At 30.4% G+C, this 20227-nt stretch carries 24 protein-coding genes and 3 pseudogenes; 1 reads left to right on the top strand and 26 read right to left on the bottom strand.

The features are described 5' to 3' along the window. The first annotated feature begins 11 nt into the window (after positions 1–11). A complete protein-coding gene (locus ACZZ95_RS01450; RefSeq protein WP_463467744.1) occupies positions 12–323 on the top strand; it encodes a hypothetical protein in 312 nt (103 codons plus the stop codon). On the opposite strand, the pseudogene ACZZ95_RS01455 reads toward ACZZ95_RS01450, so the two are convergent. From ACZZ95_RS01455 to ACZZ95_RS01580, 26 genes and pseudogenes are all read right to left on the bottom strand, one after another. Beyond that, a pseudogene (locus ACZZ95_RS01455) lies at positions 324–1719 on the bottom strand (sugar transferase). Between the two features lie 20 nt (positions 1720–1739). Continuing rightward, entirely contained in the window at positions 1740–3125 is a 1386-nt protein-coding gene (locus ACZZ95_RS01460; protein WP_463467745.1) for an O-antigen ligase family protein, read from the bottom strand. Position 3126: 1 nt separating this feature from the next. Continuing rightward, on the bottom strand, positions 3127–4212 hold the full coding sequence (locus ACZZ95_RS01465) for a glycosyltransferase (protein ID WP_463467746.1): 1086 nt from the start codon (positions 4210–4212) through the stop codon (positions 3127–3129). Then, positions 4194–5111: a glucosamine inositolphosphorylceramide transferase family protein gene (locus tag ACZZ95_RS01470; RefSeq protein WP_463467747.1), complete on the bottom strand. Its 918-nt coding sequence runs from the start codon at positions 5109–5111 to the stop codon at positions 4194–4196. Before ACZZ95_RS01470 ends, ACZZ95_RS01465 begins: the two co-directional genes overlap by 19 nt. Further along, positions 5020–5208 (bottom strand): hypothetical protein, encoded by a 189-nt coding sequence (locus tag ACZZ95_RS01475; protein ID WP_463471795.1) that lies wholly within the window; start codon positions 5206–5208, stop codon positions 5020–5022. Before ACZZ95_RS01475 ends, ACZZ95_RS01470 begins: the two co-directional genes overlap by 92 nt. 2 nt (positions 5209–5210) lie before the next feature. Continuing rightward, complete coding sequence (locus ACZZ95_RS01480; protein WP_463467748.1) at positions 5211–6329, bottom strand: glycosyltransferase; 1119 nt, start codon at positions 6327–6329, stop codon at positions 5211–5213. A 5-nt stretch (positions 6330–6334) separates the two neighbouring features. After that, positions 6335–6592 carry a hypothetical protein gene (locus tag ACZZ95_RS01485; RefSeq protein ID WP_463467749.1) on the bottom strand — a complete coding sequence of 86 codons (258 nt, stop codon included), beginning with the start codon at positions 6590–6592 and terminating at the stop codon, positions 6335–6337. Further along, a complete protein-coding gene (locus tag ACZZ95_RS01490) occupies positions 6531–6965 on the bottom strand; it encodes a class I SAM-dependent methyltransferase (RefSeq protein WP_463467750.1) in 435 nt (144 codons plus the stop codon). The genes ACZZ95_RS01485 and ACZZ95_RS01490 overlap by 62 nt, the downstream gene beginning before the upstream one ends. After that, entirely contained in the window at positions 6944–7150 is a 207-nt protein-coding gene (locus tag ACZZ95_RS01495; protein ID WP_463467751.1) for a hypothetical protein, read from the bottom strand. Before ACZZ95_RS01495 ends, ACZZ95_RS01490 begins: the two co-directional genes overlap by 22 nt. 1 nt (position 7151) lies before the next feature. Next, entirely contained in the window at positions 7152–7361 is a 210-nt protein-coding gene (locus ACZZ95_RS01500) for a hypothetical protein (protein ID WP_463467752.1), read from the bottom strand. A gap of 16 nt (positions 7362–7377) precedes the next feature. Further along, complete coding sequence (locus tag ACZZ95_RS01505) at positions 7378–8100, bottom strand: glycosyltransferase family A protein (protein WP_463467753.1); 723 nt, start codon at positions 8098–8100, stop codon at positions 7378–7380. A 41-nt stretch (positions 8101–8141) separates the two neighbouring features. Continuing rightward, the gene (locus ACZZ95_RS01510) at positions 8142–9473 is read right to left on the bottom strand and encodes a glycosyltransferase family 2 protein (RefSeq protein WP_463467754.1); all 1332 of its coding nucleotides are present in this window, start codon (positions 9471–9473) and stop codon (positions 8142–8144) included. Between the two features lie 204 nt (positions 9474–9677). Further along, positions 9678–10853, bottom strand: coding sequence for a glycosyltransferase family 4 protein (locus tag ACZZ95_RS01515; RefSeq protein WP_463467755.1), 1176 nt, complete (start codon positions 10851–10853; stop codon positions 9678–9680). A 26-nt stretch (positions 10854–10879) separates the two neighbouring features. Next, entirely contained in the window at positions 10880–11608 is a 729-nt protein-coding gene (locus ACZZ95_RS01520) for an alpha-1,2-fucosyltransferase (protein WP_463467756.1), read from the bottom strand. Beyond that, positions 11571–12173, bottom strand: coding sequence for an alpha-1,2-fucosyltransferase (locus tag ACZZ95_RS01525; protein WP_463467757.1), 603 nt, complete (start codon positions 12171–12173; stop codon positions 11571–11573). The genes ACZZ95_RS01520 and ACZZ95_RS01525 overlap by 38 nt, the downstream gene beginning before the upstream one ends. Before the next feature lie 35 nt (positions 12174–12208). Beyond that, positions 12209–12499 (bottom strand): hypothetical protein, encoded by a 291-nt coding sequence (locus ACZZ95_RS01530; protein WP_463467758.1) that lies wholly within the window; start codon positions 12497–12499, stop codon positions 12209–12211. A gap of 44 nt (positions 12500–12543) precedes the next feature. Next, positions 12544–13089 (bottom strand): hypothetical protein, encoded by a 546-nt coding sequence (locus ACZZ95_RS01535; RefSeq protein WP_463467759.1) that lies wholly within the window; start codon positions 13087–13089, stop codon positions 12544–12546. Continuing rightward, a pseudogene (locus ACZZ95_RS01540) lies at positions 13089–14521 on the bottom strand (MBOAT family O-acyltransferase). Before ACZZ95_RS01540 ends, ACZZ95_RS01535 begins: the two are co-directional and overlap by 1 nt. A 61-nt stretch (positions 14522–14582) precedes the next feature. Continuing rightward, the gene (locus tag ACZZ95_RS01545; protein ID WP_463467760.1) at positions 14583–15491 is read right to left on the bottom strand and encodes a hypothetical protein; all 909 of its coding nucleotides are present in this window, start codon (positions 15489–15491) and stop codon (positions 14583–14585) included. Between the two features lie 55 nt (positions 15492–15546). After that, entirely contained in the window at positions 15547–15978 is a 432-nt protein-coding gene (locus ACZZ95_RS01550; RefSeq protein WP_463467761.1) for a hypothetical protein, read from the bottom strand. A 32-nt stretch (positions 15979–16010) separates the two neighbouring features. Continuing rightward, the gene (neuC, locus tag ACZZ95_RS01555) at positions 16011–17099 is read right to left on the bottom strand and encodes a UDP-N-acetylglucosamine 2-epimerase (RefSeq protein WP_463467762.1); all 1089 of its coding nucleotides are present in this window, start codon (positions 17097–17099) and stop codon (positions 16011–16013) included. A 2-nt stretch (positions 17100–17101) separates the two neighbouring features. Then, positions 17102–17626, bottom strand: a complete 525-nt coding sequence (locus ACZZ95_RS01560) for a TylF/MycF/NovP-related O-methyltransferase (RefSeq protein WP_463471605.1) — start codon at positions 17624–17626, stop codon at positions 17102–17104. A 136-nt stretch (positions 17627–17762) separates the two neighbouring features. Beyond that, positions 17763–18808 (bottom strand): annotated as a pseudogene (locus tag ACZZ95_RS01565) (N-acetylneuraminate synthase family protein). A 4-nt stretch (positions 18809–18812) separates the two neighbouring features. Beyond that, a complete protein-coding gene (locus tag ACZZ95_RS01570) occupies positions 18813–18944 on the bottom strand; it encodes a hypothetical protein (protein ID WP_463467763.1) in 132 nt (43 codons plus the stop codon). A gap of 175 nt (positions 18945–19119) precedes the next feature. Further along, complete coding sequence (locus ACZZ95_RS01575; protein ID WP_463467764.1) at positions 19120–19485, bottom strand: acylneuraminate cytidylyltransferase family protein; 366 nt, start codon at positions 19483–19485, stop codon at positions 19120–19122. Next, complete coding sequence (locus tag ACZZ95_RS01580; protein WP_463467765.1) at positions 19485–20222, bottom strand: FkbM family methyltransferase; 738 nt, start codon at positions 20220–20222, stop codon at positions 19485–19487. Before ACZZ95_RS01580 ends, ACZZ95_RS01575 begins: the two co-directional genes overlap by 1 nt. Between the last annotated feature and the right edge of the window lie 5 nt (positions 20223–20227).

Here is a 20227-nt window from a genome sequence, read left to right on the forward strand (position 1 = left end):
AAATCTATTTTTTGATTTTATCTCTAATAGGAATCTTTTTTGTAATAATGGGATTTTATTCTTTTCACCAAGAACTGGCGATGAATTATAATGTTTTACTATTTAGTCCGCTTTTATTAGTGCTAGTTCTGTTTTCTATTTTCAAAAACAAAAAATGGACGTATCGATTTGCACTTATAAATTTTGTGCTTTTAGTAGTTTACTTTTTATTCTTAATTAATAAAGCACATTTCTTTATTACTTTACCACTAATTATTACAAGTGGTGTCGTTTTAGTTAGAACTGGAATTCGTAATAAAAAACCAATTCCAATCATAATTTAATTATTGGCCTCTATAGAATAAAACTGTTGTAATCGTTTTAAATGTAATGCTCAAATCTAGAAAAACACTTCTGTGTTTGATATAATATAAATCGTACTGCAGTTTAATTAAACTTTCATCGATTGATTCTCCGTAAGAATAATTTACCTGAGCCCAGCCTGTTAGTCCCGGCTTAATAACATGACGTGTTTCATAGAAAGGCATAACGCTGGCAATTTCTTCAACAAAAAAAGGTCGCTCTGGTCTTGGGCCAATTACGGCCATATCGCCTTTTAAAACATTAATAAACTGAGGCAGTTCATCAATTCTTGATTTTCGCATAAATTTCCCAAAAGGAGTAACTCTCTTATCATTATAAGCGAGCAAAGACAGCTCCATCAGTTTCAGAGTCCTCAGTCATTGTTCTAAACTTGTAAATTTTAAAAACAACTCCATTTTTACCAACTCTTTCTTGTGTATAAAAAAGACTTCCTTTATTGGCAAAGAAATTACACAGTGAAATTATAGGAATAAAAATTACGCAGAATAAGAGTCCGATGAAAGAAAAGAAAAATTCCATCATACGTATCGAGAGCAGATATAATCTATTATTATTGCTTCGGCTAAAAGGGAAAAAGCGATAGAAATCCCTGCCAATATAATGTACTGGGATTCGCTGTGTTTTACTTTCGTAAACCTGAGTATATTCTCGAATCACATTGCCGCTTTCTAATAGATGAAGAAGTCGCTGATATAAATCGGCGGTAATACCATCTGTTTTCTGCGATGCGATTATAATCTCTGAAACGTTATTTTTAGTAACAAATAATTCTAAATCTTCCTTCTTTATTTCTTTTACATAATGAAAATCAGATTTATCATTTGCAGTGACATCAGAATTAACAAATCCAATAATTTTATAGTGTGGATCAACATTTTCGAGTCCTAAAACCAGTTCTTCAACTTCATTTTGATCACAAATCAAGACTACATTCTGCGAGAAACGATATGAGGCTAAAAAGTAAACATAAAAGAAACGCCATAAGAGCAATGAACTTAAAACAGCAAAATAAAATAGTATAATTACCAATCGCTGTTTAGGAAGTTCCGGCGTTAATATCGGTGTAAATAAATATACTGTAACAGCAGTAATTGAAGTTAGAATTACACTTCGAAGAATTTGAAATTGATTACTTGCTGTTTGTAGATTGTACATTTCGAAAATAGCTCCAAAAATATATACATAACCTATCAGCAGAAAAGTTTTTAAAAATCTATATTCATTTAAAACATAATACTGATAATCGAAAAACAAGCTCAGCAAAAACAAGGCTGTGAATATAAATGCGACGTCAAAAAGACAAAGCAGAACTTTTCTTTCTGAAATTTCGAAATGCATTTTTCTTTTTGAGAACATTTTTAAAGTTTGTTAGGGGCTTAAACTTGAGGCAAATGTATTATAAAAAAAGATTTTAACCCTCTAAACTCTGTACTTTTTCGGGAAACTTTATGTGCACTGAAAGCAAACTTAAAGCGTAGACAAATGCGGGAGCTCGCAAGTCTCATGGCAGCATGATTTATTGTTAACAGCCAAAATGCTAAAAAAGAAAGAGCCAAAATATTTTGACGGTCATTTGCAAACAATAATAAAGGAGTAAAAAATAAAATTAGTAAGCCAATTATACCAAAAAAACCATGTTCTGCAAGCATTCTGGTAATTTCATTATGTGTAGCCAAATCGATACCAGTTTGTTCTTTTCTTAATTCTTTATTTTTACCAACTCCAACTCCAAGAATTGGGTTATCTAAAAACATTTGCCATTCTGATTCTATTAAAACTTCTCTACCACTTAACTGGCTTTTTTTCTTTCTTCCTAAAGCATCTTCATTGGCATAACGTTTATTGATAAGACCTTTTGTTTCAAGAGAACTGTAACCCCAAACTCCCAATCCAGTGAAAAAAGAAAGTATTATAATGATACCAATTCTAGGTTTTGTTCTACTGTTAGATTTAAAATACAATACTATTAAAAGTAAAAAAACCATTACAACACCCGTTATTACTCCACCTCTTGAAAAAGTCACAATTCCTCTAAAAGCAAAAGTCAAGACAAATACTGCATTTATTATCTGCACTAATCGACTTTTTGAATTGAGTAACAATTGGACAAAAAATACAAAAACCCCTAAACCTAGTAAAGTTGCAACTTGATTGGGACCAAATCCACCTGATGTTTCAAAATTGGATTGTGTTCCAGTAATTACATCCTTTACATTTGGAGTGTAAAAATAAAGATAGATTACAGTAACAACCAGAGGCATGCAGAAAGCAGTTATTAAATCTATTAATCGCTCAAAACTTATTCTTCGTTTATAACAATAAATAGAAGAAATCCCCAAGCAAACTGGTCCAGAAATATTAAACGCGATTGCTTTTCGGATATCAGTATCAAAATTTAATACTTCTGTACCTAAAACAATCCCGGGAACTAGCAACATTAAAAAGAGCGCATATATTAAACCATTTTTTGAAAATCCAGAATAAATAATCCCAAGAAACATATAAGTCAATACCGTATACTTACCGAACTCATTTAGGATCATACCTCCCGTCATTCGCAAAAGCACCTCAACGCCTATAACATATGCTGATGCAATAAGAACTTCATTGTTTCTATTCTTAGTTTTTACAATATAATAAAACCAGAAACTGAACAAAGCTAAAGTGTATATTTTTGAAAAAACAGGCAAAGCAAATATCAATGCTCCCAAAAAAACATGAAATAGTATTAAATAAATATAGGATAGTTCTTCTTTTTTCATTTCAGCTTTTTTGCAACCAATTTAAATATTTATTAAGTACGCTTTTTTCTTGATAATCACTTTGAACAGTATGAAAAAGTGCATCTCCAAACGCAATATGCGGCTTTTCATCTGTAATTAATTTCACTAAATAATGGGTGAACAAATCTTTATCATTAGAATCTACCACAAAACCATTTTTCCCATGTTGTACGATCATTGGTATTTCACCCACTCGAGTAACGACAACTGCTTTTTTATATAGTCCATATTCTAAAAGTGCAACAGGCAATCCCTCAGATTGTGAAGTCAAGACAGCAATAGATGCCTGATTAAGAATGTTTGCTATATCTTGTTTTGAACCATAAAGAAATACATTGTTTTCTAAATTATACTCAATTATTAGTTTCTTTAGCTGACTCGAGTAATCATCTTTAAAATCTTTCCCGACCAAATGAAAGGTCCAATCCGGATGAGATTCTTTTAGTTTTTTAGCTACCTCTAGTAATAAAAAATGATTTTTATCTTCTCTAAGATTGGCTAAAGATATTATTCGTTTTCCATTACCTTTTAAAATAGTATCAGGAATAAAATTTCGAGATTCACAGGGGAAATTAGGCAAATAAATAACGTTTTTAGATTTTAAATTATTTAAAATCCAAAATTTAAGTTTTTGATTAACCGCAATAACACCAATAAAGAAAGGTATTACAAATCTAAACAACAGTACTCTTCTTTTTGATAGAATTTCATTATTACCATAATGATAATGCCAAATCAATTTAACAGAAGGATAAATTAATTTTATTAAAAAAGCTATAAAAAAAGAAGTACTATGTGCATGTATATGGGTCACTTCATTTTTTACAACAAACGATCTTAATCTAAAAAGTGCTCCAAAATCAAGTTGCTTTTTTCTATTCAAAAACAAATAAGAAACATTTGAATCAATTTGATGTAATAACGAACCCTCTTTCCTAGTGCTAACCAATCCAGAAAATTCAATTTCATCAGCCAGAGCATTTGCATAATTTACCGCCATACGCTCTGCTCCCCCTGCATCAAGTGAATCTATTATTTGAATTATTCTCATTGATTTAAAATCCAATTTTGAATATCAATATAGGCCCATTTAAGAGGTCCCCAAATATTAAGTTTTTTAGTGTCACTATTTAATCTATTACCATCATAGACATAGTAGTAATTCTTTTCATCTATTTTTTGAATGTCTAATTGATGCATTCCTGCACTAAACTCTTTAATTTCTTTATGGCCCTTTAAGAAAAACGGAGATTCTCTTTTTACCGTATACGAGCCATCTTTAAAAGAAAAACGATACAATGACAATCCAAAACCATAGCCATCTGTGCAATTTTGTACTGGCAAGACTAATCCCTTTATATCAGCAAAAAAGCGTACGCCAGCTCTTGCTTCGGTTCCCATCAAGGCAATTGGTTTTTTCTTATTCAATTTCCATTTACCTAAAAGAGAATCTGCCTGATACACATACATTTTCAAATTATCATCTGATGCCACCATAACATTTAAAGAATCTGATAAATATATCGACGGATCTTTCAACCTAACATTTTTTATTAACGTATCATAAATCCTCCAATCATAAGGAAAATGATAAGCCTTATAAAGCAATACAGCATTTGCTTGTTTGGACTCTGGAATCATGTAAAAATCATTCTTATATTTAAACACTTGCGGGTAAGACAAATGAAATTTTTGAGCTAGTACAGTTCCTTTATAATGATAATTTTTCCCATCAACAGAGGTTAACAAACCAACATCTGCATTTGTTTTATTATTTTTTTTATGTTCAAAAAACAAATAAAAAGTATCTTTCTCTTTTATAAAAAAAGGATCAGCTAAAAAAGTAGTGGAGTCATTTTGAGTTTTTAATTTTTCAATACTGTAAATTGCGTTGTTCTTTACGTTTATATTTTTTCGGATATTCTTTAGATTCTCCATAACCAACCGACCAGCCGCCAGATCCATCCTGCTGAAAAAATGGAGTTCTATAATTTATTATTACTAATATTAAAATTCCAAAGAAAAGAAGTACAATAAAAAATCTCTTAATCCTTTTATCCATAATTATTTGTCTAATACTATTTTAATTTCTTTTTCAAAAACATCTGTGGTATATTTTTGTGACCAATTCAGTGCTTTTTTTCTTTTATTATCAAAAACATTTTCGCTATTCAAAAGGGTTTCTAATTGTTGAATATCTTTTTCTAAAATCATTTCCAACAAAACGCCTCTTTCTCCATAATCAAGCATAAAAGGTACACAGGAAACCGAAGTTGCAATTGGTACGCAACCCCAAAACATTCCTTCGGCAATAACTTTTGGCCAACCTTCACTTTTAGAAGGTAAAATCACAAAATGATTATTTTGATATGCTTCTGTAATAATTTTTTGATTTTGATTTCCTTTTAATTGTATAAAATTCGATAAATTGTTGAGAGCAATATAATTTTCTAATGCCTTTCTTTCGAAACCTTCGCCATACAATTGCAAATTCACATTATAACCAATTTTAAGAAGTGCTTCAACCAATTGTATACCATATAAAGGATTTTTGCCAGAGGTTAATGTACCAACAAAAATGAAATTAATTTTTTCTTTTAAATCCATTTTTTTCATGGGCGACTTTTCATTTTCAGAATAAGTAGCCGTAAAAAAAGATTTTATATTTTTTGATTCCTTTTTCCAATCTCCATATACTAAAACCTGCATGTTTCGAGTCAAAAAAGTATTGCCTAAAATGTATTTCTGTAATTTGTATGTCCAAGGCTGTTTACTTTTTGGATCCCAATTACCTGCGTATTTTGCTGTCTTTATTTTTTTTGGAAATAAAATCTGAATAAAGCATCCAACCAATCCCATATTCCCTGGGCGACGAAGATGAATATGATCTGCTTTTTTCATGGCCAAGAAAATCTTCCAAGAAATATTAGGCAATTTATATAGCGAAATCAAATTACTTTTCAAATTAGTAAAACTAAAATCTGAAACTGGCCTAAAATTTATTTTATGATGTTGGTATGCTAAATCAATCGCCGTTGAACTTCCTGTCGACAGAGGACCGACAATAATTACTTCATCAACATATTTCAGCCAAATGTTCATCTCACGAACATACGGCCCATAACCAAAATAATCATCGCCATCTTGAATATGATTAACATGAGTTATTATCGTGAATTTCATGAATTTTAATTGGCTTTTTTCTGCATTAACATTGTAACATGCATACAGCTAAATAAATCCGAATCTGATACTTTTGATTTTTCCCAATCTTCTTTATGCCATCTTTGACCGATTACTTTCTTTTTCAATGAAGAAATTGGAGCTAGATTAAGTAAAGCAACCCATTTTGATTTTCCTAAAACGCCTCTTCTTTCTATAATGTCAAAAGAATTTTGAAACTGATAAAATGTCTTTTTTGTAAAAGGCCATTCCCACGCGAGCATCAGATTGAAAAGGTCTGTATAATGTTCTTAAAATTTTAACAGGCACACTTGTTTCCAGAGGATCATAGCTTATAATTTGCCCGTTATCAGCTAGTTTTTCATTTAATCTATCGATTAAAATTGTTGTATTTTCAAAATGATGCAAAACACCATAAGCATAGATTAAATCATAACTAGTCGCCGAAAATTCGTCTGATAAAAAATCAACTGCTTCTGCTCTTGCGTTAGGTAAATATTGAATTCTTTCGTTCAATCTTGCTATCGCAATATCGCTTAAATCAATCCCTAAATATTCCTTTGCGTTTTCTGCCAAGTACATTGACCAGTAATTCCCGGAGAAACAACCTAAGTCTAATACTTTTTTATTGGACAAATCTCCAAACCATTCCTTATCGCGACAAAATAAGCTTGATCCTGAACTCCAACATTTTTTTTAATTTTATTTAAAATTCCGTTTCTAAATTTTGACCATACAGTAGTAGCCCAATTTTTCTTTTTGGTATTATAAAATTCTTTCTGTTTTATATTGGTTTCTAAAATAGTCTGTGTAGATTTCATTTTATCTTTTAAATTTAAATAGCAAGCTCAACCAACTTGATGATCTTCCTAATGCTTCTGTAAGGGCTTCTTTTTTATTAGCAGAAGTAAATGTATTATTAAATCTAATCAAAGTCAATAAAACTGTGATGGCATTCCATTTGAAACGGTCTTTAAAATTTGGAGTTGGGTTTTTAATACGCCAAACGTACCAGCCATTTCGTACAACCATTTTACCATATTTATATTTACTTGGCCTTCCGGATTCTGCATGAAAATGTGACAATTGTACTTTTGTATTGATAACATTTTTGCCAAACTGCGACAGCTCTTAAACTAAAATCAGCATCTTCATATAAACCGTAACCTTCAAAATATTTTGAAAATTGTATTTGATCAAAAAGGCTTTTCCTAAAAGACATTGACATTCCAATTAACAAATCTACTTCATATGTTTTTCCCGTCAATGGAAATCCACAGGTTCTCCCATGCGAATAATTTGGCATTTTTCCAGGTCCTAAATTAGAAGCAAGACCGAGATAATTTCTAACTACATTGCGGGTGCCTTCCTTGTAAAAGTATCCTTCAAACAGATAGTACTTTTTTGGATTGTAAAAAACACTCTCGATTTGACGTTCCCATCGGTATTCATTGATTGCTACGCCGCCAACACCAATTACATCCAAATTTGTCTGGAATGTTTTTACTACTTCTAAAAAGTAATCATTTTCTAAAACTGTATCATCGTCTACAAAACAAACAATTTCTGAATCGTCAGCAATCTTAGAGATTCCGAAATTTCTTTGTTTTGTCAATCCCCTATTTTCCTCCGACACCAAAAAATAGTTTACATTTTTAAAATGAAATTGCTCTAAAGCATTTTTTGTGTCATCATTTGTAGAACCATCAATGATCAAAATTTCGTCCGGATAAAGATTTTGATTTTGTACAGATTGCAACAATGCAATCAAAGAATCTGATCTTAAGTATGTGCAAACTATTAAGGAAAACTTCATTTCTTTTCTTTTAATTCATTAGCCCAGAATAAACTCTGTTTCCATTGCTTTTCAAAATTTCTCCAGTATTTAATTGGATTTTTAATTGCTTGAACTTTATAAAATTTAAAAAAAAGTGTTGTTTTATATCCTTTAATTTGTTCGGGAGTTTTATGCAATATATTGAACAACATAACTGTTGGCGATGGTTTTGGCTGAATGACATCATTATGCCAAGCTTGAATATATTTTGTTCTAAAACCTCCCATTGGCGCGCTTAAATGCGTAATTACAGGACTCGGAAAAAATAGAACATCAACACCTGAATTTCTTAACTGCATTCCAAAATCGCTATCTTCTCCGTATCCAAACTCAAATCCCATTCTAAAAGAAGCTTTTTCAAGCAAATTACTATTTATAAAGGTATTTCCTGATCCAAAAAATGGCGCTTGATGAACATTTTTATTTTTTATTTTTTCATTAATCTTTGGATAAAAATTACTTGAAACATAAGAACCATATTTCACACAATTACTAAGAGTTTCTTCTATTAAATCTATTCCAAATCTATTGTCATCATCATTCAAAAAAACCCATTCACTAACCACTTCTGCCAAAGCTAGATTTCTGGCATTACAAGCCCCGGCCTGATGTGTAAAAATATGTTTTATTGTAAATGGCCAATTTTGATTGGAAATATAATCAAGTTCGGATGTGCTTTGCGGGTTTGGATTTTGTTCAACAATAATAACATTTTTTGGCAAATGAGTTTGAGCAGACAAATCCTTTAATACATGATATAAATATTTTTTCCTTCCAATGGTTGGAATAATGACATCTAAAGTTCCCGTTTCGAGTATTTTTTTGGTTGATCGAACTTCAATAGAATCTAGTATATCATTACTTATCAATCTTTTGCTATAAAACAAACTTGAAATAAAGGGTAAAAAAGCTATTTTATTCTCGTATAAAAATAAATTTAGAAGCAATAAAAAAATCCACCTTGTTTTATAATGTTGTTTTACAAATTGAAATAAAACAAATAGATTCTGTTTATCCTTTTCAATTTTAATTGAAATATTATTTAATAGTGCTGGATCCGAATAACATAAAAGACCACTAGGCATTCCTAATTTTGCTAACGAATTCAAAAAGTAATCAAAAGAATCAGACTCTTTAATTTTATTTTTGAATTTCAGCAACACTGATGAATGAATACCACCAACATCACTGCTCATTTGCCAAGCTGGATAACACCCTTTTTTATCAATTTTTATAAATGGAGATGCTTCAACATAGCCAATGCCCGCGACAATAAACGAAGTATCACTCAAACTGTAAGAAGCCATTATTTTATGATGATGAAAAATACTTTCTAATGCAGAAACATTAAGATTTGATTTTAAATCAGCATTACACCAAATTATTAAATCGTTTGGAAACTCAGCAAGCAGTTTTAAATAGTGTTTTTGCTATATTATTGGATGAAGAGCTTATAATTTTTCCTTTTCGCTCAACCTCAACTATTTTATTATATTTATGATAAATTATTGTCATTTTACTAGAACATTCCTATTGATTATACTTTTATAAAAGACAATATTTTCAAGAACAATCTTATCTATATCAAATTTATCTTCGACTCTTTTTCTGGCATTTTTACCTATTTGCAAACAAAATGGTTCGTCATTAAGCAACTGAAGTATTTTCTCAGCATAGGCTTCATGATTTTCAGGATGAACTAAAAAACCACTTTCCTGATCGATAATAAGTTCTTGCGCCCATCCAATATTACTGTTAATAACCGCTTTTTGCATTGCCATTGCTTCAATAGTAACCATTCCTAAGGTTTCTGCAAAAGTTGGAAAAATACAAATATTTGCCTTTCTAATATAGTTCTGAACCTCATCATAAGGTATCTTGCCTAAATAGTCTACATTTTTCAAATCATCATTGCTAAACTGGCTTTGCAACAATTGCCAAGTAGATGTGGAACCTGTTTTAATATCAAAAGAATCGCCGCCAATTAAGGCTAACTTTGCTTCTGGGAAATCTTTTCGTACTTTATTAAAAATTTCCGGAAGCTCTAAAACACCTTTTTTTCTGATTAAGGTTCCAACGTATAAAATCAAACCTTTTTCGAATACAAGTGGCGAATTATTTGTGAAATTTTTCAATTCTAAACCATAATGAATTGTTTTTATTTCTTTATTTTTTATCTTAAAAATTTCTTTGGAAACTTCTCCGGCAAAACTTGTGGGTGCAATAAATGCTTGTGCTCCATTTATAGCCAATTTTTCAAACCAGAAATTCTTCGCTTTTTGTTTTCTTTTTTCTAGATGGCAAAAGTAAGCGTCACTTCCGTGAAAACGGATTACCAGCGGAATTTTAAATTTCATGAAAGCTGTAATTCCTGTCCAATCTGGTGCTTCAATAAGGTTTATATTCTTTTCCTTTATAACCTTATTGACAAATGCTTCTATTTTTTTTCTGTTGAAATAAAATCTTAAAAAAACTGCATTACTATTCGTTATGCTGTAGATCGTAACATTTTCTTCTTCCAGAACAAATTCCTCTTTTTGTCCATAAACAAAGACCGAAACCCTAACATCAACTTTTCTAAGTTTTTCAACTAAATTATAGACGCTCGTGCCTAATCCACCATCATGTCCAAAAGCTTTATGAGGGTAATGAGAAACTATATATGCGATATGTAGGTTAGTTGTCATATTTTATTTCCGCAAAAGTATTTGTTTTATATTCTTTTAAGGTTTCTTTTTTTTCTTTTTAGAAATCTTTTAAAACTAAAACCATAACCTCCAAAATCACAAAACTTTCCAGCAGAAAAATACAATATTGAAACATCATTTTTTTCGGTATTTGAAACTGAAACTCCATTTTTTTTCAAATAAATAGTTTGTTTCTCTTTAACTTTTATTTGTTTGTTTTTTGGAAATAAAAAGATAGACGAAAAGATTCCAAAGTCATTTTGTACAATAAATTCTTTATAATTTAATTTTTTGGAAACTTTAAATAATTGAACGAATTGATTGACTACTACATCATTGGTTTTCCCAAATTTTAAGTAAGAAGAATAGATAAGTAATGGCGACAAAAAATAATCTTTACCTAAAACATAAACATTATTACGCGAATCAACTTCATCATTTTTCTGAATGAATTTTGTGTCAAAATAACTTAAAATGTATGCTTCGATTTCTTTATTATATTTGTTTGTTTTAATATCAAAAACAAGATCCTGAAGCTTGATTTTATTATCTAGATGATTGTATTTCTGCCATGTTTCTGGATAATAATCTTTATCATCAAGTCGCTGGCTTTTTAATCCGTCAAAGTTTTTTAAAGGTCTTATTATTTGTGAATTACTTTTTTCCCCCAGCCACGCAGTCCACCATGAAAAAGTAGAATTGCTAATTATAAAATCATCACACATTGACCCTAGGCAAAGTCTGCTCGATCTCATTTAATCCAGATCCAAAAAAAGCATTTTCTAAAAATGAAAAATGAAATTTACAATACTTTATATCGTCGCTTAAAATTACCAAATTGCAAGATTCCCAATCTGGAAAAAAGTGGGCTAAACTATTTAAGTAATAATTTATTGGTAATTGAAAATAATCCGGATGGTTTACAAAATCGCCTCTTCTGATTGAAAGTAAAATTGTGCGCTTGCTAAAAACATCATTGTATAAATTTTTAATACGCTCAATTAAGAAATCAGAAAATTGAAAATAATGTCTCGTCAAATCTTGATCAAAATACTTTTCAGTTTGAAGCCAGCCTGAAAGATCATAATTTTCATTCTTCAGATCCAATTCGTGATAATGATACTCTTTCTCTTCAATATTAATAAAACTTGAAAAATCTTGTTCTAAAAGTGGTAATTCATTTTTAAAATATCCTTGATATTTCCAATTTAAAAAAGCAAAATCCTGTTCATTTTTAACAGCCAAACCAATAGTAGATGCAATTTGAAAAAGCTGATTTCCCAAATTTCCTTTCTTTCCTATTTTGCTGTATGTTATCATTTTTTTTTGGGGAAAAATATTTTAAAAAGAAGTTTCTATTTATTAAAAAAATCTTTTAAAATTCTGGCTGTAAACATTTCTGCACCTGTAACATTCATATGCCCACATGAAGAAAAATATTTATTATCAACCACTACATTTTCATAATCGTGAATCTCTGGATATGCTTTTTTAACTTTTTCAAAATAATTCATGCCTACAACATTTTCGCACATTGGTGTTGTTACTGCAATAAAGTTAATGTGATTGGCTTTACAAATATTTTTTATTTCTTCATAATACTTATTATGCGACAACGGATTTAGATTGACAATATTATTTTTCATATTACCATTTTCAACACCTTCTAAAGGATAATAACCAAGATGACTTAACGAAACCGTTTTTTTCTTATCGCGTTAAAAAACATTTCTCTAAAACCAATCCTATTTTCGTATTTAAGGTATCTGTAAAACGGGATATAGTATATTTCATTAAAATCTTCTTGAGTTTCAAAATGTTTTTTTATTACATCTGAATCGTGAATATAAGGTAAATAACGAGAAGCTATTCCGGAAGATTGGTCAATACTTGAAAGATTTAAATCAGCTTCAAGAATCACGTTTTTTATTTCATACTTACGTTCTATCATAAGTTTCAGCATAAGAGCTGTTTCGAACAAGTGTGATCCACTCATTCCGTAATTGAAGGTTTTCATTCCCTTATCAGCAAACATTTGTGCCACAAAATGGTTATTTGCCCTTGATGTACCTAAGATTACAACATCATATTTTCTTTCTTTAGAGTTGTAAATGTGATCTATTTTTCCCCTATTCTTGCATTGTATGTACATCGCGCTGTATAGCCCATCTAAAACAACTGCTATTAAGACTGTTAGAACAATAATCTTAGTTATATATAGTAAAAACTGTTTCATTAAAATTGAAAATAGATAAATTCTTTATAATCTGAAAAGGTCCCAAAAGCTAATATGGCGACAATTGCTAAAGATATTTTTAGCATACTTCTTTTTCCTGAAAGCGGTTCGATTTTTTGACGATTATTCCATTCTATTAAAACAAATAATCCTATCATTGCTAACAATTCATAACTATAACGTTCATTGTCCAGATATTGAAAACTAAAATCTCTGTTGGTTATAATTTTCTTTAAATACAAAACGGCATCATTAATCGTTCTGGCCCTAAAAAATACCCAAGCTAAACAGGTTAGGAAAAAAGTATAGAGGATACTGATAAGTACTTTTACTGAATCAAAATTCCACTTAAGTTTAATATCTTCCATGTTTTTCCTGTTACTGTTTGATAATAGCAATGGCAAAAAGTAAACTGCATTTATAAAACCCCAAGCTAGATAAGTCCAATTGGCTCCATGCCAAAAACCACTAACCACAAAAATGATAAAAGTGTTTCTTATTTTCATCCAAAGTCCGCCTTTACTTCCACCTAACGGAATATATAAATAATCACGAAACCAAGAAGAAAGGGAAATGTGCCAACGACGCCAGAATTCTGCAATATCTCTGGAGAAATAAGGATAATTAAAGTTTCTTAACAAATCCAAACCAAACAATTTTGAAACTCCCAATGCAATATCTGAATATCCAGAAAAATCTCCATAAATCTGAAATGCAAAATATACTGCACCCAAAATAAGTGAAAATGAATTCATTGAAGTGTAGTGATCAAAAATGGCATTGGCATAAGGGGCGCAGGTGTCTGCAATAATTACTTTTTTTACCAAACCCCAAATAATTTGACAAACCCCGTCTTTTGCCATTTGAAGATCAAATTCTCTTTTACTTTTACCTGAGGAAGCAAGTGAGTTGCCCTCTCAATTGGGCCGGCTACTAAAAGCGGAAAGTAACTTACAAATAATGAATAATCTATAAAATTATACTCTGCTTTTATTCGTTTGTAATAAATATCAATAACATAGGATAAACCGTGAAAAGTATAAAATGAAATCCCGACTGGAAGTATTACATTTAATAGAATCGGACTGGCCTTAATTCCAGCAGAATTCAATAATTCAGAAAAAGAAACTGCAAAAAAATTGTAGTATTTAAAAACTCCTAGAAATCCTAAATTGGTTAAAACACTAAGCCAAAACCAAAATTTTCTGTTTCGTTCTGATTTTCCTTTTTCAATTTGAATTCCGGTATAGTAATCCAGAAAAGTAGAAAAAACCAATAAAAACAAAAATCTCCAATCCCAACAGGAATAAAAATAATAACTAGCAACAATTAACAAAGCATTTTGCGAGCTTTTGGTTTTATTAAAAACGAACCAATACAACAAAAAAACGATTGGTAAAAAAATGGCAAATGCCAGAGAATTAAAAAACATAAGGTTAAATCAATATTTTTAGATCATGCATTAATTGCACTTTTGTTTGCTGTTTATGAAATTATTGAACTATTTTTTTTATAGCTTCAAATATATGTTTAGATGCCAATTGTGGCGGATGTTGATTAATTTTTTCAAACCATTGTTCCGCATTTGAGATTTTTTCAGATGAATTTTGCAAGCCATTTATTATTTTCTCACTAATTTCATTACGATTGTTTAGCCAGATTACAGCATCTTTATTAGGCATCGATCTGAAGTGTACATAATTATAAATTTTTGACACCGACCAGGTTTTTTGTTCTTTACTAGCAACATCATAATTAATAAAAGCACAGGGCTTTTTATGACTTACATAATCAAAAACCATTGAAGAACCAAGATTGATAACCATCTCGGTATGTCTTATGGTATTGGTTTGTAAAATAACATCTTCTTTTGTTGGCAAAATAGTGTTCCATTCTGAACCATTTTTTTTCCAAAGAGGTGCGATGGAAGTAATAACGTCCTTATAGTCTTCAAGAACTTTATCAAATCGGTTTGAAAAATCAACTGGACAACGTCTAAATATGATTCCTAATGACTGTCCGTTTTTGTTTAAACTTCTTACAGCATTTCCAACATCTGACAAATATTGTGGATCATCCGGGCAAGTAGTAATATCGTCGCCAGAATAACAAATGTATTTTTTATCGACATCTAATTTGTTTTCTTTATAGAAAGCTTCTTTTGAAACCAAATTATCGAGATCAAAATGTGCTTCAAATTGAGGAGTCCCTGTAACAAATATTTGATTTTCTTTTATATAAGGGTAGTAATGCAATAATTCCTTTTTCATATGTTGACTCCAAACAAAATAGAAATCTGTTTCTACAACCATCGTTGCCTTTGGTAAATTATCCCATGAAAATATAAACGTTACTGTGGGAATCCCCAAATCCTGTGCCGCTAAGAGCGGTGCAATAGCCAAAACTGGACGTTGATTGGTACAGAAAACAATACTTGGATTTTCTTCTTTGAGTGTATTAATACAATCCTGATAATAAGCTGTTTTTCGTTCTAATTTTTTTAATTCTTTCGCGAATTCTTTCTAATCCTTTCGGATAAGAATGAGTAGCAATTAAGAACTGAGAGAATAAATTTTTAATTGCCGGTTTTAATGCTTTATATAAAAAAGGAAAACGGTAATCGTTATAAACGGCATCATTTTCTCTTTTTATATTTAAATTGAGTTCAATATGTTTTCGGGCGTTTTTATAACTATCCGTTAATGGATGCGATTTTGCTTTATTTATTTTTATTTCCTTATAGCCTAAATCTTTTAATTGAAAAGGAGTATTATTCCAGTATTTGATTTCAAAATTTTCGTCCAGACCAAGCTGATTAAATTTTGAAAAGGCAAAATTTCTAAGGCCGATCCCATCAGGTAAAAAAATAAAAATTTTATTATTTTTCATTAACTGTCTCTAAATTGTTTTTGGTGATTGAGTCACCAAAGATCGTTTTTTAAAAGTGATTCCAAAAATAATTGCGTACTATTTCCCTGTCCATATTCTGCATCTGAAATTTGAACATGATGCGAATCAATTTTAGATAAAGCTTCATTAATATCATCAAAAGTATAATCGACATTTATTATATCTGCATGAACAGAGCGGTTATTTTGTCTTGTTCCAATATTTATAATCGGAATTCCGTAATAAGGAGCTTCACGAATTCCTGCACTGCTGTTGCCAATAATAAATTGACAATTTTTTAATAAAGTAAGAAAATATTCAAATCGTAAGGACGGAAATATTCTAAATCTCGGATTATCTTTTAACTTTTTATAACTTTCTATAATATATTGACTTCCTAAATCATTATTAGGATAAACAACTATATAGTTATGTACATCATTTAGTAATGAATTTACAAAATCATCAGCATATTTTTGCATCTGACTGAACTCAGTGGTAACAGGATGAAACATTACAATAGCAAATTGGTCAAAATCTATCTGGTAATATTCTTTGACAACTTCAAGTTCCGGCAATTGATCTGAAAACATAATATCGATATCCGGAGAACCAATTTCAAAAACAGATTCTGGAATTTCGCCCATTTGCAAAAGTCTTTTTTTTGCTTCTGAATTTGACACAAAATGAATGTGACTTAATTTGCTAACACTATGTCTAATCAGTTCATCGACAGTTCCAGAAATTTCACCGCCCTCAATATGCGTAACTAAAATATTATTTAGTGAACCTACGATCGCTCCTGCCAAAGTTTCGACACGATCACCGTGAACCACAATCATATCTGGATTTATCTTTTTACAATAATTGGATAAGCCTTCAATGGTTTTGGCAAGTGTTAAATCCATTGTGGTTTCATGAGTGTGGTTTTCGAAAGTATGGATGTTTTTAAAATTACAACGCTCGATTTCAATTAAAGTGTAGCCATATTCTTTTTGCAAATGCATACCTGTTACAAACACGAAAACTTCAAATTCCTCTTGGCCTTCAAGAACAGAAATCAATGACTTAATTTTGCCGAAATCAGCACGGGTACCCGTTAAGAAAAGGATTTTTTTCATTATTACTTTACTATATAGGCAATAGCATGTGAAAATGGAAGTTTTTTTATTTCAACACTATTTTCAAAAAAATCATCAACGGCTTTATTTGTTCCTGAAAAAGCTCCATAATCATCAAAAATGATAATCCCTCCTTTAGTTACTCTTGAGAATAATTTTTCTAGAATGTGTTTTGTCGGCTCATATAAATCGACATCTATATGTAATAGCGAAATTTTTAATTGTGGATTTTTATCTAAATAAGCATCTAATGTTACTAAAATATCACCCTTGATTATATCAACGTTTTTTTTTAATCCTTGTTTTGTCAGCAAGTCGTTTATTTCATCATATGAAATACTTTGTCCGCCGTTAGTTTCAGCCACAAAAGCATCTCTAGTTGCCTTGTCATCGTCAAAATTGGTTTCAGGAAAGTCTCCAAAAATATCAAATCCAATGATTTTTCTACTCTTGGTCTGTTCTAAAAGATCTCTAAATTTTATCCATCTGAAAAATGAATTTCCTTTAAAAATACCAAATTCAACAATTTCTCCCCCTCACAGTTGAAGTTTGTTTGAAAAATTCTAAATGAGAAATAAACTTACTAAATCTTGATGGATCTGCTGTTGCATAAAATCCATTTTCATATTCAAAACACTTATTTAAATCGTATAAATTATCCATTTATTCTAAATCTTTAAAACTTAATTGTTCATCATTTTCAATATCTCTTGCGTGACCCTTTTTGCCAATTAAACTTTCAAAATGTTCCGCCAATATTTCACCGGTTCCTGGACGCTTTACCCAAATGTTTTCTTTTGACAAAACTTCACCTTTTTTAATTGGTGTAATTGTACAAACCGTTGCAAATGCAAAGTCGATTGTAACTTGTTCTTCCTGAGCTGGTCCTTTTGTCCCTCCACGCATTTGAGCCATTTCAGCTGAACCAATAATAAGATCAGCGCACGCTTTTTCATCCATACTACATACAATATCTGGCCCCGTACGGCGCATGTGATCTGTAAAATGTCGCTCCAGAATACTTGCTCCTAAAGCAACTGCTCCTAAACACGCATTATTATTCAAAGTATGATCGCTTAAACCAAAAACTTTATCGGGAAATGCTTCGTGCAATTGTACCATCGCTCCAAAACGAACTAAATGAATTGGCGTAGGGTATAAATTTGTTGTATGCAGTAATGCAACAGGAACATTATATTTATCAAAAACTGCAACAGCTTTTTGTACACTTTCTATAGTGTTCATTCCAGTACTTAATATAACCGGTTTTCCAAAAGAAGCAATATGCTCTAATAACGGATAATTATTACATTCTCCTGAACCAATTTTATATGCTGGAATATCAAATTTTTTAAGTCTTTCTGCAGCTGACTCTTGAAAATGGTGTTGAAATAAAAATCATTCCTTTACTTTCAACATATTTTTTAAGTTCTAATTCATCGGCTTCATTTAAGGAACAACGCTCCATAATTTCATATATAGAAACATCAGCATTACCTGGAATTACTTTCTTCATGGCGCCACTCATTTCATCTTCCACAATATGAGTTTGATGTTTTACAACCTCTACTCCAGCTCTATGAGCAAGCATCAACCATTTCTTTGGCCACTTTAAGTGATCCTTCATGGTTAATTCCTATTTCGGCAATTACTAATGGTGGATAATCTGGTCCAATTTTTCGACCTGCGATTTCTATATATGGATTCATAAAATTATTTTATTGTGTTTTTGATGTATTCAGCATAATCAAAATCTTCTTTCGTATCAATATCAACTTTTGCGTAAATATGATCAATTTCTAACGGAAAAGCATTTTCTGAAATTATGGTATTGTTTAAAATCAAATGCTTTTTTGATATATAGAGTAATCCATTTTCAAAAAAAAGCGGTTCTAAATCTTGGCTTCGCTGTCCTATTGTATAATTAAAAGGCTTAAATTTATTTTCAATAATTTTTCCGAATTTTTGATGATTTCTTGAAACCGTAAAGAGACTATCATAATTCCCGTTTTCATAAATTTCAAAAGATTCTACTAATAGGTTTTCCGGACGCAGTGGATTTGTAAGGTCGCAATAAAACTACATTTGCAACATCACTATTGTCAATAGATTCTAAAACATGTTTCATAGCAGAAATTGTTGGTTCAAAATCTCCCGAAAGTGATGCTGGTCTATCAATCACTTTTGCTCCAAATTCTATTGCAATTTTTTTTATGTTTTCATTATCTGTAGAAACATAAATCTCGTCTATCAAATCTTTATTATTTTGAGCATAAAGAATAGAATGAACTAATAACGGTAAGCCTGCAAAAATCTGAATATTTTTTTCAGGAATGCGTTTTGAGCCACCGCGAGCGGGAATTATTGCAATTGTTTTGCTGTTCATTATAAAAATGTAAAAGTTTTTATTGCCGTTGCATTAGTATCCTCAACCAATAATTGATAGTCATTTTTATTAAATAGCTCTTTTAATTCTTTGAATTGTTCTAAACTCATATTTTTTGTTCTTAAACCATGCTCAAAATGAATAATTGATGGAGAAATTTTACTAAAATCTAGGTTTGTTAAAATGTCATAATCATACCCTTCAGTATCTAGAACTAAAACATCAACATTTTCAATATTATATTCTTTTATTAAGTTTGAAAAAGAAATACATTTTACCTTTTCTTCTGATAAAAATTCAGACGGAATCTTTGTTTTGGTATGATGATTAGGATCAAAAGAAGCAATTCCTAAGGCAAATTCTGGAACCTTTGTCTCAAACTCTTTTGCAATTTTGTAAATAATAGTTTCGGACAAAGTATTATGAATTGCAAAATTCAGAGGTATTATATTCGGATAATCTTTATATGTAGCAGACAAATCTTTGAAGTAATCACTTACTGGTTCAATAACAAAACCTGATACTTTATCTTTATTATATTTTATGAATTCGTTAATAGGATCAAATCTTTTACCGTCATTTGCTCCGATTTGAATAAGGCTAATGGTCTTGTTTTTACGAATATATTGGTATAGAATACTCTCTAAATAATTAAAATTAAATACATTGATAATCTTAAATCCCTTTTTTTGAATTTCTTCTTTTACTCTATTCTTTATTTGTTTTTTTAAATTCATGTTTT

This window comes from Flavobacterium sp. AC267 (assembly GCF_979258715.1).

Coding starts and splice junctions, on each gene's coding strand:
- ACZZ95_RS01500 (WP_463467752.1), bottom strand. CDS start 7,361: ATGGTTGTACGAAATGGCTGGTACGTTTGGCGTATTAAAAACCCAACT.
- ACZZ95_RS01470 (WP_463467747.1), bottom strand. CDS start 5,111: ATGGATCTGGCGGCTGGTCGGTTGGTTATGGAGAATCTAAAGAATATC.
- ACZZ95_RS01495 (WP_463467751.1), bottom strand. CDS start 7,150: ATGAAATCTACACAGACTATTTTAGAAACCAATATAAAACAGAAAGAA.
- ACZZ95_RS01525 (WP_463467757.1), bottom strand. CDS start 12,173: ATGATAACATACAGCAAAATAGGAAAGAAAGGAAATTTGGGAAATCAG.
- ACZZ95_RS01460 (WP_463467745.1), bottom strand. CDS start 3,125: ATGAAAAAAGAAGAACTATCCTATATTTATTTAATACTATTTCATGTT.
- ACZZ95_RS01520 (WP_463467756.1), bottom strand. CDS start 11,608: ATGAGATCGAGCAGACTTTGCCTAGGGTCAATGTGTGATGATTTTATA.
- ACZZ95_RS01475 (WP_463471795.1), bottom strand. CDS start 5,208: ATGGATAAAAGGATTAAGAGATTTTTTATTGTACTTCTTTTCTTTGGA.
- ACZZ95_RS01480 (WP_463467748.1), bottom strand. CDS start 6,329: ATGAAATTCACGATAATAACTCATGTTAATCATATTCAAGATGGCGAT.
- ACZZ95_RS01485 (WP_463467749.1), bottom strand. CDS start 6,592: ATGCTCGCGTGGGAATGGCCTTTTACAAAAAAGACATTTTATCAGTTT.
- ACZZ95_RS01535 (WP_463467759.1), bottom strand. CDS start 13,089: ATGAAACAGTTTTTACTATATATAACTAAGATTATTGTTCTAACAGTC.
- ACZZ95_RS01580 (WP_463467765.1), bottom strand. CDS start 20,222: ATGAATTTAAAAAAACAAATAAAGAATAGAGTAAAAGAAGAAATTCAA.
- ACZZ95_RS01510 (WP_463467754.1), bottom strand. CDS start 9,473: ATGGCTTCTTACAGTTTGAGTGATACTTCGTTTATTGTCGCGGGCATT.
- ACZZ95_RS01515 (WP_463467755.1), bottom strand. CDS start 10,853: ATGACAACTAACCTACATATCGCATATATAGTTTCTCATTACCCTCAT.
- ACZZ95_RS01575 (WP_463467764.1), bottom strand. CDS start 19,485: ATGAACAGCAAAACAATTGCAATAATTCCCGCTCGCGGTGGCTCAAAA.
- neuC (WP_463467762.1), bottom strand. CDS start 17,099: ATGAAAAAAATCCTTTTCTTAACGGGTACCCGTGCTGATTTCGGCAAA.
- ACZZ95_RS01550 (WP_463467761.1), bottom strand. CDS start 15,978: ATGAAAAATAATAAAATTTTTATTTTTTTACCTGATGGGATCGGCCTT.
- ACZZ95_RS01530 (WP_463467758.1), bottom strand. CDS start 12,499: ATGAAAAATAATATTGTCAATCTAAATCCGTTGTCGCATAATAAGTAT.